Origin of the sequence: Bacillus sp. CCB-MMP212, from assembly GCF_022748145.1 — a bacterium.
GTDB classification, from domain to species: Bacteria; Bacillota; Bacilli; order Bacillales; family Bacillaceae_G; genus Bacillus_A; species Bacillus_A cereus.
The window spans coordinates 297,764-312,772 of sequence record NZ_JALDQE010000002.1 but is presented as its reverse complement, the minus strand read 5'-3'; the positions used below and the strand labels follow the sequence as shown (position 1 = coordinate 312,772).

Here is a 15,009-nt window from a genome sequence, read left to right as displayed (position 1 = left end):
TAAGGTGGTGGATACATGTTTCCAAAAGCATCATAGATGTGAAACTATAAACACGGAACAATGACATTAAATAGAAGCTGACGAAAAAGGTATATAATGACAAAAGAAATATGTTATGAATTATTTAACTCTTATATGAACTAAATAAAAAAGGCATTGCACAAGAGCAATGCTTTTTTATTATATATCCCGATCTAAATAAAGAGGTTATTTCACATTCTCTCTCCTATCCCCATACACCATCTCTTCTTTCATCCCAAATCCATCACCATTTTGCACAATTTGCTCTGTCGGTGCAACTACACTTTCGGCAATTTTCCATTCCCCACGCTCTTTTACGAATACTTGTAGAAAATAGTTCATGCCATCTAATTGATATGCATTTTCTTTTTTCACATTATAGTGAATCGCAATGTAGTACACTTGAATATTTTCTTTCCCTATTTTTGATACGTATTGCGATAGTCTCGGTATATAAAGTGCTGCTTTCTGAAAAGATAGTTGCTTCGCTTTAACAAGCGATGAACTTGTTACATTACGTAATGTGTCCCGATTACGAATATTATCGCTATGGTGGAATAATACTGCGTTTTGCATAGAACGAACCCATAATTTCGAATATAAGACTGTATTATCGTTTTCGATGTACTTCACTTCTTTTCGCACCACTTGGATAGGCGTATCTGCGTACGTGAATGTTTGAAAACAGAAAAAACTACCAAATAAAATGGTAAGTGCAGCAATATATTTCATAATCTTTCCTCCGATCTTTTAATTAAAGTATCGGAGTTTCAAAATATTTTTATTCAAAAGAAAAAGGATAGGAATGCTTTCGCTTCCTATCCTCATTTATTATAATACGCGGCCAAATAGTTCTAAGACCATTTCTATTTCTTGGTCGCTCCAACCTTTAAATCTCTCTTTATAATATTCTTTACGCACAGCTTCAAGTTTTTCAGTTACTTCTCTTCCGTGCTCTGTAATTTCTAAGTACACGATTCGACGATCTGAATTAGAACGTTTTCTTTCTACTAATCCTTTTCGTACGAGACGATCTGTAACAGCTGTAATATGACTGGAGGTTACGTTTACTTCACTCGCAATTTGCGAAGCCATCTGTGGACTGTTTAAAAATAACGCACGTAATACAGAAAATTCATTATATGGCATATGTTCTGCAAAACGTGTATTAATATCATTTTGTAATAAACGTATCATTTTTCGAAATGATGCAGATAAATCTAAAATCAGCGTTTCTCTTTTTTCGTTCAATAGCCTCGTCCCTTTTTTATCATATTTACACATATTATAATCTATAAATACCTATGTTGTATATGCTTTCTTTCCTCAACATTCTCATTTATGTAACTTTTTTCATATAAATTTCTTTTTTGTTCACACATATACATATAAAAAGGATGGTGATGGAAAATGCAGGGTGGAATGAATCCTTATTTACACAACGTACGCACTGCTAATACTGGTAAAGAAGCTACTATTACTGTACAAGGAGAAGGTGTTGTAAAAGCAAAACCGAATGTTGTTATATTAACACTCGGCATTCGAACAGATGATAAAAATGTAAAACAGGCTCAAGAAGAAAATGCAGTGCAATCCAAACAATTGCTGGATGCACTTAAACAGCTTGGTATTGCCGATAAAGATATAGAGACGATTTCTTATACAATTACTCCTCAATACGAATATGTAAATGATAAAGCATTGCTACAAGGATACCGTGTAGAGCATTTGTATGAAATTACCGTTTTAAATGTACAAAAAGCTGGGGAAGTATATGATATAGCCGTTTCAAATGGCGCAAATGTAGCAAAAGGGTTACGTTTCCGAGTATCTCATCCAAATAAATATTATGAGCAAGCTCTCATTCAAGCTCTGCACCAGGCAGTAGAAAAAGCTCGCGCTATTGCGAGTACATATAATTTAAATATTAATCCTGTTCCCCTCTCATTCGTTGAAGAATCTGCCCAATTACCAAGGGAGGTTACGTCTTATGCTACTTTACATGCGCAAGCAGCTCCACCTATTCAATCGGGAGAATTAGAAATTATTTCAACAATACGGGCAATTTTTACGTATTTATAAATAATTTCATTTATAAGTAAACGTTATCATTTTCCTTGTTGTAAAAACATGATGTTCTGATATAATAAAGGACGGTGAGCTCTTACGAAAGAGATATCACGGGTGGGAGAGGGATATGAAAAAGAAGGTTTAACATGAAAGGAATACTTGAAAGAACATTTAAATTAGGTTTACACGAAACATCACCAAAACAAGAAGTTTTAGCTGGAGTTACGTCATTTTTCACAATCGTATATATTATGATTGTAAATGCGTCAATTTTATCCGATGCTGGCATTCCTCTTGAAGCTGGAATTTTAGCAACTGTTTTCAGTTCATTTGTCGGATGTCTACTCATGGCATTTTGGGCAAATGCACCTGCTATTCTTGTCCCTGGTATGGGTGTAAATGCATTCTTCACGTACACAGCTGTGCATACGCTTGGACTAACTTGGCAAGAAGCATTAGCTGCTGTCTTTATCTCTGGTATTATTTTTGCAATTGCCGCTTTTACACCAATCGCTCGCGTGCTATCAGTATCAATTCCAAAGTCATTAAAGGAAGCAATTACTGTCGGCATCGGATTATTTTTAGCGTTTATCGGATTGCAAAAAGGTGGCTTAGTCGTTTCGAACCCAAATACTGCTGTTGCAATGGGTAAATTAAGTAACCCTGTCGTTCTTGCGACCGTGCTTACTCTTATCGTTGCACTTGTACTATTTATTCGTAACGTACGTGGAAACTTTTTATGGACGATTGCAATAGGAACTGGTATTGCATGGCTATTTGGCCTTGTTGATACAAGTCAAATCGGAAATAGTTCATTCTCATTCGCTAATTACGGCGATGTGTTTGGAGCTATGTCATTTGGCAAACTTTCTTCCTTACCGTTTTGGATTGCAACATTCTCCTTAAGCATGGTGCTTATTTTTGAGAACATGGGACTTCTGCACGGTTTATTAGAAGATGACCGTAAATTCCCACGTGCTTACCAAGCCAATGCAATTTCAGCAATGACATGTGGTCTATTTGGCACAAGCCCTACCGTATCAACAGTAGAGAGTGCCGCAGGTATTACTGCAGGCGGAAAGACAGGTCTGACGTCTATCGTTACGGGGTTGTTATTCTTTGCATCATTGTTTGCACTTCCGTTTGTCAAACTAATTCCTGATAGTGCCATTGCACCAATCTTAATTATTATTGGCGGCCTGATGATTACAAGCATTCAGCAAATTCCTCTGAACGATTTTTCAGAAGGATTTCCAGCGTTCTTAATTATCGTCATGATCCCGCTCACATATAGTATCGCTGATGGCATTGCGTTCGGATTTATTGCTTACCCTATCTTAAAAGTTGCTCTTGGAAAGCGTAAAGAAGTCGCACCATCTATGTATATCATTACATGCTTATTCTTAGCTATGTTTGTATTACATGCTATTGGTTAAGAAAAAACACCGGGGAAATCCTCGGTGTTTTTTACTTAAACCATCCTTTTTTATAAAACCAGGCCATCATTCCGCCGCCAATTAATGCCATTAGAAGAAGACAAATAAAATAACTATATTGTCCACCAAGCTCTGGCATATGCGTAAAGTTCATTCCATATACTCCCGCAATAAATGTTAATGGCATGAAAATAGTCGAGAATACAGTTAATGTTTTCATAATGTTATTCATATGATGTGAGTTTAATGAAAAATAACTATCCCGAATATCCGCCGTTAACTCTCGACTTGCCTCAATCATTTCCGTAAGTTTAAGTAAATGATCATGTATATCTTTAAAATAAATCTCATGATCACTTATACCGTAAAAACGAGTGGAATTCAAAATACGATACAATAAATCACGCATTGGAATAATTGTACGTCTTAACTTAGATAAATCTGCCCTAATATCAAATACTTCTTCTAGCACGGCTCCTGCTGTCTCACCTGTTAAATTATCATCAATCGCATTTAAATGATCTTCAATGTAATATACAGGTGCGAAATAATCATCTACAATTTGATCAGTGATCGTATGTGCTACATGTAAAGGCCCTTTCTTAATCCGCCTCTTCTCACCAAGTGTTTTCCATACTCTTTCAATTGCATTATTATGAGAAAAATGGAAAGAAACAATATAGCGATCACTAACAAACAAATCAATTTCATGTGGTTCTAGCCCATCTTCTCCAAACGCGTGAAGAACTAAAAAGTTATATCCATCATAAAAATCAACTTTTGGCCTCTGTACATATTCTAGACAGTCTTCAATTGCAAGGGGATGGAACTTAAAATGGTCTTGCAGAATATATGTATACTCTTCTTTCGTTGGCTTATATAAATCTAGCCAATACCATACAATATGGTCTTTCTTTGTTTCTTCTAGAGAAACATCATATAATACTTCATCTGTTTTTGTTACTGCACAAATTCTAATCATAATTTCACCCATTATTATTATAAACAAAAAATAGTAAAAAAAGCCAAGGAGAAATCTCCTCAGCTTTTTTTTATTACTTCGTTACGATACCGTGTACTAAAGTTGGTGCATCTACGTGTTCTTTAGAGATCTTCATGTTCTCATAAATTTTCGCTTTTACATCTTCAACATTTTCGCGGTTTGCGTAAATTGTAACAAGGGATTCACCTTGCTTCACGCCATCGCCTACTTTTTTGCGCAGCATTAGACCAACTGCTAAATCAATTTCAGACTCTTTCGTTGCACGTCCTGCTCCTAAAAGCATTGCTGCTGTTCCGATTTCGTCTGCAACGATTTCTGATACATATCCGTCTTCTTTCGCTTCCACTTCAATTTTAAATTGTGCTTGTGGCAATTTAGAAGGGTCATCAACAACAGATGCGTCGCCGCCTTGCGCTGATAAGAACGTTTTAAATGATTCTAGCGCTTTTCCGTTGTTCATTACTTCAATTAGCTTTTCACGTGCATCTTCTAAAGATGAAGCTTGTCCAGCAAGGTACACCATTTGACTTCCAAGTGTTAAACATAGCTCTTCTAAATCTTTCGGCCCTTTACCTTGTAATGTATCAATTGCTTCTTGTACTTCTAATGCGTTACCGATAGCTTCACCGAGTGGTTGACTCATATCAGAAATAACTGCCATCGTATTACGACCAACGTTATTACCGATGCGTACCATTGCTTCTGCTAAACGTTTTGCATCTTCATCCGTTTTCATAAATGCACCTGCTCCAGTTTTTACATCAAGAACAATTGCATCTGCACCAGCAGCAATTTTTTTACTCATAATCGAACTTGCAATAAGCGGAATTGAGTTTACTGTTGCTGTTACATCACGAAGTGCATATAACTTTTTATCAGCAGGTGTTAAGTTACCACTTTGGCCGATAACAGCGATTTTGTTTTCATTTACAAGACGCATGAATTCATCGTTTTCAATTTCCACATGGAATCCTGGAACTGCTTCTAATTTATCAATTGTACCACCAGTATGTCCTAAACCGCGTCCAGACATTTTCGCTACTGGTACACCTAAAGCAGCTACTAATGGACCTAATACAAGTGTCGTTGTATCACCAACACCACCTGTCGAATGCTTATCTACTTTTACACCTTCAATAGCTGATAAGTCGATTGTATCACCGCTATTTACCATTGCCATCGTTAAATCAGCACGCTCTTGATCGTTCATATCTTGGAAGAAAATTGCCATTGCAAGTGAACTTACTTGATAATCAGGAATATCACCATTTGTATATCCTTCAACAATAAAGTTAATTTCTTCTGTCGTTAATGCATGTCCGTCACGTTTTTTTGCAATTAGGTCCACCATTCTCATTGTGAAGTCACCCCTTCATTTGTTTTACGATTGCTTTTACTAATGCTAAGAAGTTAGCTTTAACACGTTCTGTCGTTTCAATTACTTCATCGTGGTGAAGTGGCTGATCTAAAATACCAGCTGCCATATTTGAAATACAAGAAATACCTAATACTTTCATACCAGCATGACGCGCTACAATTACTTCAGGTACTGTTGACATACCAACTGCATCTCCGCCAAGTGTACGAAGCATACGAATTTCAGCAGGTGTTTCATATACAGGACCTGTCATTCCTACGTATACACCTTCTTGTACTTTAATATTTAAGTCTGCTGCAACTTGTTTCGCCATTTCGCGAAGTTCTACTGTATATGATGTAGACATATCAGGGAAACGTACGCCCATTTCAGAATCATTCGGTCCGATTAATGGATTCGTACCCATGAAGTTAATGTGGTCTGAAATTAACATAAGATCGCCTGGCTCAAATGATGTATTTACACCACCAGCTGCGTTTGTTACAACTACTGTTTCTACACCTAGTTCTTTCATAACACGAACTGGGAATGTTACTTTTTGCATGTCGTATCCTTCATAGAAGTGGAAACGTCCTTGCATTGCTACTACTGTTACACCTTGAAGTGTACCAAATACTAGTTGACCTGCATGGCCTTCTACAGTTGATACTGGGAATTCAGGGATTTCACTGTAAGGTACTGTTACTGCGTTCTCAATTTCGTCTGCTAATACACCTAGTCCTGATCCAAGGATTAGTCCTACTTGTGGTGTCTCTTGAAATTTCTCTTTTAAGTATGAAGCTGATTTTGTAATAAGTTCACGATTCATTTGTTTATCCCCCTATTTCTTTAGCTCGTTTAAGAAGCTTGTTCCGTATTCTGGCATTTTCACACCGAAGTTTTCTGCTACTGTTGCACCAATATCAGCAAATGTTTGACGAAGTGGTAACTCTTGTCCGCCTTCTTTCATGCTTGGGCTATATGCTAATAATGGTACATATTCACGTGTATGGTCAGTACCAGGGTGAATTGGATCATTACCGTGGTCTGCTGTAATTAATAATAGATCATCTTCTTTTAGTTTTGCGAATACTTCTGGAAGACGTGCATCATATTCTTGCAGAGCTTCTCCGTATCCTTGTGGATCACGGCGGTGGCCGAATAATGCATCAAAGTCAACTAAGTTTAAGAAGCTAAGACCTGTAAAGTCCATATTTAATGTATCTACAAGCTTATCCATTCCATCCATGTTAGACTTCGTACGAAGTGATTCAGTTACCCCTTCACCATCATAAATATCAGAGATTTTACCGATAGCAATTACATCGTAGTCACTATCTTTTAATTCATTCATTACTGTACGACCGAATGGTTTTAATGCATAGTCATGACGGTTTGGTGTACGTGTAAAGTTTCCAGGTTTACCAACGAATGGACGAGCAATAACACGCCCTACCATGTACTTCTCATCTAATGTTAATTCACGTGCAATTTTACAGATTTTATATAACTCATCAAGTGGCACTACTTCTTCGTGTGCTGCAATTTGCAATACGCTATCAGCAGAAGTATAAACGATTAAAGAGCCTGTTTCCATTTGCTCTTGACCAAGTTCATCAAGAATCTCAGTTCCAGAAGCTGGCTTATTACCGATAATTTTACGGCCTGTTTTTTCTTCTAATTCATCAAGTAATTCTTTCGGGAATCCTTCCGGGAACACTTGGAATGGTGTATCAATGTAAAGGCCCATGATTTCCCAGTGACCTGTCATTGTATCTTTACCAGTAGATTTCTCTTGCATTTTTGTGTAATATCCAAGTGGTTTCTCTACTTTAGAGATACCTTTCATTTCACGAATGTTACCAAGACCTAATTTCACCATGTTAGGCATTTGTAAACCATTCATATGTTCAGCAATGTGACCAATTGTGTCAGACCCTAAATCACCAAATTGCTCAGCATCTGGTGCTTCACCGATTCCCACAGAGTCCATTACGACTAGGAATATACGTTTATATTTATTCATAACTGCGACCTCCTATAAGTTCAGTTCTACTTCTTGTAGTATGTTCAAAACGCTATAAAGTGAAACTGTTATCCATAAGAATTCTCATCGTCAAACAGTACTTCTTTAAATCATTTTCTAACCTATTTCGTTTACTTGAAACGATTCAAAAACATTTCTAGTTTTTTCTAAGTCAGATGTCAGACATCTGATATTGATATCATAACATGTTTACGCTTTCTTTTTAATACATTTTCGTAGAATTTCTCATTTTCTTCACACTTCTATTGTAATCCATTCTGCAACGAAGTGCTAATTTTTTTATGATTTATTTCTTCATAACAAAAATAAAAAGTAGCTCTAAAGAGCTACTTTTTATTTTACTTCTATTGTTTCTTCTTTATGTTCATGCAATTCGCCTTTTCTTACATGCACTTTCACTTTGTAAGAGCCGTTCTCTTTGAAAGTATGTTTCGTTTCATACTCTCCTTTATTTCCTTCTTTCGCTGGAATAAATTCGTGTTTTGCAACACCATCTTTCCAAATCTCTAGTTGTACTTCAGCACCAGTTAATGCTTCTTCTTTTTGCTTTAAATGAACTTTCATTGTAGATTCAGCATTTGCCTTTATGTCTCCAGCCATAAGATGGATCATTGTGTCACTTTTATGATCTCCATGTCCTGCACTGTGGTCACTATTTTCTTTTTTCGCATCTTCTACTTTCGCATTTCCTACAGCAACTTTATGTTCTGGCATAACGTGCATATCACGTGCATTTGTATGAGGAATAATATGGTATACTCCGTCAGTTTCAAATGTTTTCTCGACTGCATAAACACCTTTTCCTTTATGCTTACCATCTAACATCTCGTGTTTCTCGTCGCCATCTTTCCAAATTTCAAACTTTACGTCATCAGCATCCGTTACTCTTTCTTTTCCTTGTGTAACAAGTGCTTGTACTTCTGTTTTTTCACCTGGTTTAATTTCTTTCGGATTTGTTTGGACTGCTACTTTTATAGCTTCAAGTTTCTGTTCTTTTTTCGGTTCTTCTTTGTTTGTATTACAGCCAGCCAACGCTAGCATCGCGATAAATAAAGTTATAATCAGTTTTTTCATCATCATTTCCTCCTTTATACTTTATTTAGTATAGAGGAAATACATTGTAATATTCCAGTCTTCTGCTGAAAACAATATACGAAATGTTTGTGAAGTTTCTGTGAAACGGTCTCCCCCTCTTAATCTATGAAAAAAAGAGCATAGTAACTATGCTCTCGGATGAAACTGTTTATATACATCTTTTAATCTAGTTTTTGAAACGTGCGTATAAATTTGCGTCGTTGAAATATCTGCATGTCCAAGCATTTCTTGTACAGCACGTAAATCTGCTCCATTTTCTAATAAGTGCGTAGCAAACGAGTGACGCAACGTATGAGGTGTAAGCTCTTTTTCAATATTTGCTTCTTTCGCTAATCGTTTTAATATTTTCCAAAATCCTTGTCTTGATAATCGATTACCATGATGGTTTAAAAAGAGTGCATCTACTACTTTTTTCCCCATTAATTCTCTTCTTCCTTTTTCAATATACTTTTGAATCGCTTCCGTTGCTAAACTTCCTAGTGGAATAATTCTTTCTTTATTCCCTTTCCCTATGCAACGAACAAATCCCATCGTTAAATGTACATCTTCTAAATTGAGTGCAATCAATTCTGAAACACGAAGTCCTGTCGCATACAGTAACTCTAGCATCGCCTTATCACGAATCCCAAAAGCACTTGTCATTTTTGGTGTTTGAAGTAACGCCTCTACTTCATCAACTGATAATACTTTTGGTAATTTCCGTTCCCCTTGCGGCGTTTCAATATGTACGGATGGGTCGTGTTCTACCGCTCGTTCACGAAGTAAAAATTGGTGGAACGAACGAATTGATGCGATATGACGCGCCAATGTTTTCGAAGATTTTCCGTTCTCTTTTAAATACTGCAAAAAGTTAACAATGTGTAAACGGGTCACTTCATGAAAAGTTTTCGTCTGTTCCACATTTTGCAAATACTTTACGTAGCTTTTTAAATCCCGTTCATAAGATACTACTGTATTCTTTGCTAATCCTTTTTCGACAACCATATAATGAATAAAATCTTTTAATTGATCTTCCACTCTACACTACTCCCCATTTTCATAGAAAAACATCATTCTATTTACGAAAGCATCCTTTGCCGGTTCTTCATTCCCTGATACTTTTTCTACAGTCTCTTCTTTAGGTTTTTCATAACGATGATAGCTTTCATATTCTTCATTTATCCATAGTATAGCGAAATAAAACAAAATCGTACAACTTGTAAATAATAAAAATACTTTTATTCCATCAAAAGTTAATTTTAAAGCTCGGCGCATTGTAAATTCCTCCAAAATATAAGTTATTACAACATATGCCAAGCTTTCACCAATTTATACCTTATTCAAATAAAAAACCTCTTCCTAGATAAATAGGAAAAGGTTATTTTTCATCCGTTTCATTTTCTTGACAGTTTTTACAAATCCCATGGAATGTTAAACGATGATCTTTCACCTTAAAGCTCCAGTCTCGTTCTACTTTCCTTTCCACTTCACCAAGTAAATCTTCTTGTATTTCTTGTACAGCACCACATTGTGTACAAATCAAATGATGGTGGAAACGCTGCGCACCTTCTTGGCGTAAGTCATAGCGTGAAACACCGTCTCCGAAGTTAATCTTATCGACAACTTTTAACTCAGATAATAGTTCTAAAGTTCGATAGACGGTTGCTAATCCGATCTCTGGCGACTTTTCTTTTACAAGGAGGTAAACATCTTCTGCGCTTAAATGATCTTCTTCATTTTCTAGCAGCACACGAACTGTTGCTTCACGTTGCGGTGTTAATTTGTAGCTCGCTGCATGTAATTGCTTCTTAATTCGTTCAATTCTTTCTTCCATTCGGTACTACTCCCTCCTCGCCACTCTTACACCATTATATCAGAAGAAGGGCTTCTGTCAAAAGAAAAAACAATAAAAACAAATTGATAATTATTCTCAAAAAGTATTTATTTTTTATTAATAGCCTCAACGACTTCTTTCATTAAAACTGGTGATGCGTAAGCCTCCACACTAGAAGCAAGTGCTAACACCACTCCAATTACGAGAAAGAAGCATGTATAACGGATTAATAATGGTAATAGTGGCTCGGTTATTTTTCTAATAAATTGATGCCTAATCATCCGTAAAGAAAAACTTGCAGCAATAGTTGTCATAACGAGAAAGACTGGAATGATAATTAAATTTTGTGGCAAAACAGATACAAATGCTAATAATAGTCCATTCCATCCATGCTGACTTACTAAAAAACCAACTGTAAATCCAACGACAACTCCTTTTACAAATAATAAAATAAAAATAAGTGGTAATCCAATAATTGAAATTCCTAAAATCCAAATAAATCCGATGTATTTTAATTGCGAAAAGTAACTTTCTCGAAACATTTCGCCTGCAATGGCAAATTCTCCTTTAGAGACTTGTCCAAAAAAACGTTGTAAATAAAATGATAAATCTTGTTTTTGATTGATTTGTAAACTATTCACAAGAATGGCTCCGAATATTACTCCCATCAATAATAAAACGGCGTTAAATATATATAATGAAGAGTTTTCCTGTATGTGAGACATTACACGGTCTTGCCAATTTTTTCGCCACATTTTTCTTCCCTCCGTTCACACTCTTATTAAAAATGTATGAAAGAAAGAAAAAAGTATGACGAATTAACATTGAAATTCCGCTCTACTTTGCTAAACTAAAAAGTAGAGAATAGGAGGGATTTCTCTTGAAACCATTATTATTAGATTTTCCAACATTATTTCAAACTGAACGCTTGCAAGTTCGTAAACCATTTCCAGGTGATGGTGCAGAAGTATATGAAGCAATCCAAGCTTCTCTAGAAGACTTAGTACCGTGGATACCAATTAACGCTGAAACAGAAGAGAGTGCTGAAGAAATTGTTCGCGAAGCTCACGGACAGTTTTTACTTCGTGAAACACTTGATTTTCACTTATACGATAAAGTATCTGGTACATTCATCGGAGCAATTACACTAAAGCCTGAAAACTGGGATATTCCAAAGTTTTCACTTCACTTCTGGCTACATAGTGCCTATACAAAACAAGGCTATATGACCGAAGCTGTTAAAGGTGCAATTCAGTTCGCCTTTGATAAACTAGGCGCTAGAAGGATTGAAATTCGTACTGATGCAACAAATATAAATGCATGTAGCTTAGCAGAACGTCTAGAATTCATTCTAGAAGGTACAATGGAAAATGATTTCCTAGCACCAGATGGTAGCTTACGTGATGCACGTGTATATGCAAAAATCAATTAAAAAACACTCGCCTTTGGCGAGTGTTTATTTTTGTAATTGTAAATATTGTACTGCAAACATCGTCTTCGCATCATGAATACGAAGATCTTTCATAAGAGTAATCGCTTCTTCTAATGATACTTCCATCAATTCCACAAACTCATCTTCATCTAACTCAGCTTTATTTTCTTTTTTTGTCAAACCTGTCGCTTTATATACATATAAAATTTCATCTGCGAATCCTGGAGATGTATAGAAAGAAGTAATGAGCTCCATATTTTCACATACATATCCTGTTTCCTCTTCTAATTCACGAACTGCTGTTACCTCAGGTTTTTCACCAGGTTCTAACTTGCCAGCCGGAATTTCTATAATCGCCTTTTCAAGTGCTTTACGATACTGCTCAACAAGCACAATTTTCCCCTCATCAGTAATAGCAATAATAGCAACTGCACCAGGGTGATTTACAATTTCACGTTTACTCATTGCTCCATTTGGTAATACTACATCATCAACACGAACTTTTATAACTCTACCATCAAAAATTGGCTCAGTTTTTACTGTTCTCTCTGCAAGATTACTCATACTACTTCATCTCCCTGTTCTATTTCCTATTCTTTCCTCATACATTTTACCACATTGAAAGGAGCGTGATAGAAATGAAAGTTTATATTTTACCAAATCGCGTCACTTTAGTCGGAAAAGCATGGCAAATTCGCCATAAGCTAAAGCAATATAGCAAAGAGTATACAACTGTACAAGAGTGGATTACAGCAAATAAAGTGAAACATTAATCATGCTTTTACGGGCAGTTAATGCGAAGCGGAAAGTAAACGTTTGTCAACCTCTTTTCCCTCTCGTACAATAAAGGTAAGGAGGTTGACCTATGAAAAAACGTCAATTAGGAAACTCAGATTTGTTTGTTACAGAAATGGGCCTTGGCTGTATGTCTCTCGGTACATCTGAAACAGAAGCTATGCATATTATCGATGAAGCGATCGATTTAGGAATTAATTTTTTTGATACAGCAGATTTATATGATTACGGATTAAATGAAGCATTTGTTGGAAAAGCCTTGAAGGGAAGAAGAGACCAAATTGTACTTACAACGAAGGTTGGAAATCGTTGGACAGAAGAAAAAAATGGCTGGTCTTGGGATCCTTCTAAAGCTTACATAAAGACTGAAGTAAAGGAAAGTTTACGTAGACTTCAAACTGATTATATTGACCTTTACCAACTTCATGGCGGAACAATTGAAGATCCAATAGATGAAACAATTGAAGCTTTTGAAGAATTGAAAAAGGAAGGTATTATTCGCCATTACGGTATTTCTTCTATACGCCCAAATGTCGTTCGTGAATATGCAAAACGCTCAAACATCGTTAGTGTACTAATGGAATATAACCTTTTAAATCGTCGTCCAGAAGAATGGTTCCCCCTTCTAAATGAACACCAAATTAGCGTCATTGCCCGCGGGCCACTTGCAAAAGGAATTTTAACTGACAATAATGCAAGAAAGATAGAAAGAGTAAAGGGAAAGGATTATCTCTCTTATTCTTACGATGAATTACATGCAACTCTAGCAAGTGTAAAAGAAATGATTGGAGAACGCTCTTTAACAGGAACAGCTATTCAATATTGCTTACATAATAAGACTGTTGCAGCTGTTATACCTGGTGCAAGCTCTCTTCAACAATTACAGGAAAATATACGAGCTAGTCAACAGTTACCTTTAACGAAAGAAGAATATATACAACTTCAAAAGATTGTTAAATATGACACATATGCTTTGCATCGTTAAAAATATCGAATTACCGATAAAACAGAAGACTGTCTCCAGTATTAGGAGACAGTCTTTTTTATAACGTATCATATTTATCAGGATTCGTTCCTACATGTAAATCACGATTCAACGTGTTAATTTGACGTATTTCTTCTTCAGTTAGTGCAAAATCAAAAATAGTAAAGTTTTCTTTAATACGAGATGGTGTAACAGATTTAGGAATTGTAACAATCCCGCTTTGAATATCCCACCTTAATATAACTTGTGCAGGTGTTTTTTCATATTTGTTAGCAATAGCCTGAATGATTGGATGCTGGAATACTTCTCCGCCCCTCATTAACGGACTCCATGCTTCCATTTGAATTTGCTCATCTTGACAATAATTGCACAACTCAAATTGCGTCAACATCGGATGAAGTTCCACTTGGTTTACCATCGGCTTCACTTTGCAATTTGGTAATAATAGTTCTAAATGATGTTTATGAAAATTAGAAACACCAATCGCACGCACTTTACCTTCTTCATACAATTTCTCTAAAGCTCGGTACGTATCAACATACTTCCCTCTTACCGGCCAATGTATTAAATATAAATCTACATAGTCCATTTGTAATTTTTTTAAACTCTTTTCAAACGCCTCGAGTGTCTCCTCATATCCTTGATCGTCGTTCCATACTTTTGTTGTAATAAATAGGTCTTCTCTTGGAATTCCTGATTCACGTATCGCCTCTCCGACACCGCTTTCATTTTCATATACAGTCGCTGTATCAATCGAACGGTATCCAACCTCTAACGCTGTTTTTACTGCTTGTTTTACTTCGTCTCCTTCTTTTGCTTTATATACGCCTAGACCAATCATCGGCATTTTCACGCCATTATGAAGTGTAGTTGTTGGAATATGCACAGTCGTCTCCCTTTCATTGTTACATTATTTATAAGCCACAACTTTATTTCAACAATATTCATCCAAAAA

18 protein-coding genes are annotated in these 15,009 nt (G+C 36.1%); 5 read left to right on the top strand and 13 right to left on the bottom strand.

Annotated elements, in window-relative coordinates; all coding sequences use genetic code 11:
* Positions 1-207: 207 nt before the first annotated feature.
* Together MRP26_RS06430 and MRP26_RS06425 are read right to left on the bottom strand one after the other, a co-directional pair.
* Positions 208-753, bottom strand: coding sequence for a hypothetical protein (locus MRP26_RS06430; protein ID WP_000873787.1), 546 nt, complete (start codon positions 751-753; stop codon positions 208-210).
* Between the two features lie 99 nt (positions 754-852).
* The gene (locus tag MRP26_RS06425; RefSeq protein WP_001003307.1) at positions 853-1,272 is read right to left on the bottom strand and encodes a MarR family winged helix-turn-helix transcriptional regulator; all 420 of its coding nucleotides are present in this window, start codon (positions 1,270-1,272) and stop codon (positions 853-855) included.
* A 159-nt stretch (positions 1,273-1,431) separates the two neighbouring features.
* Between MRP26_RS06425 and MRP26_RS06420 the strand changes: the two genes are divergently transcribed.
* Together MRP26_RS06420 and MRP26_RS06415 are read left to right on the top strand one after the other, a co-directional pair.
* Positions 1,432-2,103 (top strand): SIMPL domain-containing protein, encoded by a 672-nt coding sequence (locus MRP26_RS06420; RefSeq protein WP_001161449.1) that lies wholly within the window; start codon positions 1,432-1,434, stop codon positions 2,101-2,103.
* Between the two features lie 134 nt (positions 2,104-2,237).
* Positions 2,238-3,527, top strand: coding sequence for an NCS2 family permease (locus MRP26_RS06415; protein WP_000676248.1), 1,290 nt, complete (start codon positions 2,238-2,240; stop codon positions 3,525-3,527).
* A gap of 31 nt (positions 3,528-3,558) precedes the next feature.
* Here MRP26_RS06415 and corA read toward each other — a convergent pair whose 3' ends face one another.
* From corA to spoIIM, 9 genes are all read right to left on the bottom strand, one after another.
* Positions 3,559-4,521 carry a magnesium/cobalt transporter CorA gene (corA, locus tag MRP26_RS06410; protein ID WP_002026281.1) on the bottom strand — a complete coding sequence of 321 codons (963 nt, stop codon included), beginning with the start codon at positions 4,519-4,521 and terminating at the stop codon, positions 3,559-3,561.
* 61 nt (positions 4,522-4,582) lie between these two features.
* Complete coding sequence (locus tag MRP26_RS06405; RefSeq protein WP_069356161.1) at positions 4,583-5,887, bottom strand: pyrimidine-nucleoside phosphorylase; 1,305 nt, start codon at positions 5,885-5,887, stop codon at positions 4,583-4,585.
* Positions 5,888-5,894: 7 nt separating this feature from the next.
* The gene (locus tag MRP26_RS06400; protein WP_001078446.1) at positions 5,895-6,716 is read right to left on the bottom strand and encodes a purine-nucleoside phosphorylase; all 822 of its coding nucleotides are present in this window, start codon (positions 6,714-6,716) and stop codon (positions 5,895-5,897) included.
* 12 nt (positions 6,717-6,728) lie between these two features.
* Positions 6,729-7,913 (bottom strand): phosphopentomutase, encoded by a 1,185-nt coding sequence (gene deoB, locus MRP26_RS06395; protein WP_016080381.1) that lies wholly within the window; start codon positions 7,911-7,913, stop codon positions 6,729-6,731.
* 354 nt (positions 7,914-8,267) lie between these two features.
* Positions 8,268-9,011, bottom strand: a complete 744-nt coding sequence (locus MRP26_RS06390) for a FixH family protein (protein WP_242806048.1) — start codon at positions 9,009-9,011, stop codon at positions 8,268-8,270.
* A gap of 144 nt (positions 9,012-9,155) precedes the next feature.
* Entirely contained in the window at positions 9,156-10,046 is an 891-nt protein-coding gene (xerD, locus tag MRP26_RS06385) for a site-specific tyrosine recombinase XerD (protein ID WP_000390088.1), read from the bottom strand.
* A gap of 6 nt (positions 10,047-10,052) precedes the next feature.
* A complete protein-coding gene (locus tag MRP26_RS06380) occupies positions 10,053-10,283 on the bottom strand; it encodes a YqzK family protein (protein WP_001250432.1) in 231 nt (76 codons plus the stop codon).
* Between the two features lie 103 nt (positions 10,284-10,386).
* Entirely contained in the window at positions 10,387-10,842 is a 456-nt protein-coding gene (gene fur / locus MRP26_RS06375) for a ferric iron uptake transcriptional regulator (RefSeq protein ID WP_000392657.1), read from the bottom strand.
* Positions 10,843-10,949: 107 nt separating this feature from the next.
* Positions 10,950-11,567 (bottom strand): stage II sporulation protein M, encoded by a 618-nt coding sequence (gene spoIIM, locus MRP26_RS06370; RefSeq protein ID WP_013142149.1) that lies wholly within the window; start codon positions 11,565-11,567, stop codon positions 10,950-10,952.
* 155 nt (positions 11,568-11,722) lie between these two features.
* Between spoIIM and MRP26_RS06365 the strand changes: the two genes are divergently transcribed.
* The gene (locus MRP26_RS06365) at positions 11,723-12,274 is read left to right on the top strand and encodes a GNAT family N-acetyltransferase (RefSeq protein ID WP_000803479.1); all 552 of its coding nucleotides are present in this window, start codon (positions 11,723-11,725) and stop codon (positions 12,272-12,274) included.
* 24 nt (positions 12,275-12,298) lie between these two features.
* Here MRP26_RS06365 and MRP26_RS06360 read toward each other — a convergent pair whose 3' ends face one another.
* On the bottom strand, positions 12,299-12,838 hold the full coding sequence (locus MRP26_RS06360; protein ID WP_000067041.1) for an NUDIX hydrolase: 540 nt from the start codon (positions 12,836-12,838) through the stop codon (positions 12,299-12,301).
* Positions 12,839-12,912: 74 nt separating this feature from the next.
* Here MRP26_RS06360 and mciZ point away from each other — a divergent pair, with 74 nt between their 5' ends.
* Entirely contained in the window at positions 12,913-13,047 is a 135-nt protein-coding gene (mciZ, locus tag MRP26_RS06355; RefSeq protein WP_000870302.1) for a Z-ring formation inhibitor MciZ, read from the top strand.
* A gap of 92 nt (positions 13,048-13,139) precedes the next feature.
* Entirely contained in the window at positions 13,140-14,054 is a 915-nt protein-coding gene (locus MRP26_RS06350) for an aldo/keto reductase (protein WP_242806047.1), read from the top strand.
* 58 nt (positions 14,055-14,112) lie between these two features.
* Here MRP26_RS06350 and MRP26_RS06345 read toward each other — a convergent pair whose 3' ends face one another.
* Entirely contained in the window at positions 14,113-14,940 is an 828-nt protein-coding gene (locus tag MRP26_RS06345) for an aldo/keto reductase (RefSeq protein ID WP_088022433.1), read from the bottom strand.
* Between the last annotated feature and the right edge of the window lie 69 nt (positions 14,941-15,009).

Coding starts and splice junctions, on each gene's coding strand:
- MRP26_RS06420 (WP_001161449.1), top strand. CDS start 1,432: ATGCAGGGTGGAATGAATCCTTATTTACACAACGTACGCACTGCTAAT.
- fur (WP_000392657.1), bottom strand. CDS start 10,842: ATGGAAGAAAGAATTGAACGAATTAAGAAGCAATTACATGCAGCGAGC.
- MRP26_RS06350 (WP_242806047.1), top strand. CDS start 13,140: ATGAAAAAACGTCAATTAGGAAACTCAGATTTGTTTGTTACAGAAATG.
- corA (WP_002026281.1), bottom strand. CDS start 4,521: ATGGGTGAAATTATGATTAGAATTTGTGCAGTAACAAAAACAGATGAA.
- spoIIM (WP_013142149.1), bottom strand. CDS start 11,567: ATGTCTCACATACAGGAAAACTCTTCATTATATATATTTAACGCCGTT.
- MRP26_RS06380 (WP_001250432.1), bottom strand. CDS start 10,283: ATGCGCCGAGCTTTAAAATTAACTTTTGATGGAATAAAAGTATTTTTA.
- MRP26_RS06390 (WP_242806048.1), bottom strand. CDS start 9,011: ATGATGAAAAAACTGATTATAACTTTATTTATCGCGATGCTAGCGTTG.
- MRP26_RS06360 (WP_000067041.1), bottom strand. CDS start 12,838: ATGAGTAATCTTGCAGAGAGAACAGTAAAAACTGAGCCAATTTTTGAT.
- MRP26_RS06415 (WP_000676248.1), top strand. CDS start 2,238: ATGAAAGGAATACTTGAAAGAACATTTAAATTAGGTTTACACGAAACA.
- MRP26_RS06400 (WP_001078446.1), bottom strand. CDS start 6,716: ATGAATCGTGAACTTATTACAAAATCAGCTTCATACTTAAAAGAGAAA.
- MRP26_RS06405 (WP_069356161.1), bottom strand. CDS start 5,887: ATGAGAATGGTGGACCTAATTGCAAAAAAACGTGACGGACATGCATTA.
- deoB (WP_016080381.1), bottom strand. CDS start 7,913: ATGAATAAATATAAACGTATATTCCTAGTCGTAATGGACTCTGTGGGA.
- MRP26_RS06430 (WP_000873787.1), bottom strand. CDS start 753: ATGAAATATATTGCTGCACTTACCATTTTATTTGGTAGTTTTTTCTGT.
- mciZ (WP_000870302.1), top strand. CDS start 12,913: ATGAAAGTTTATATTTTACCAAATCGCGTCACTTTAGTCGGAAAAGCA.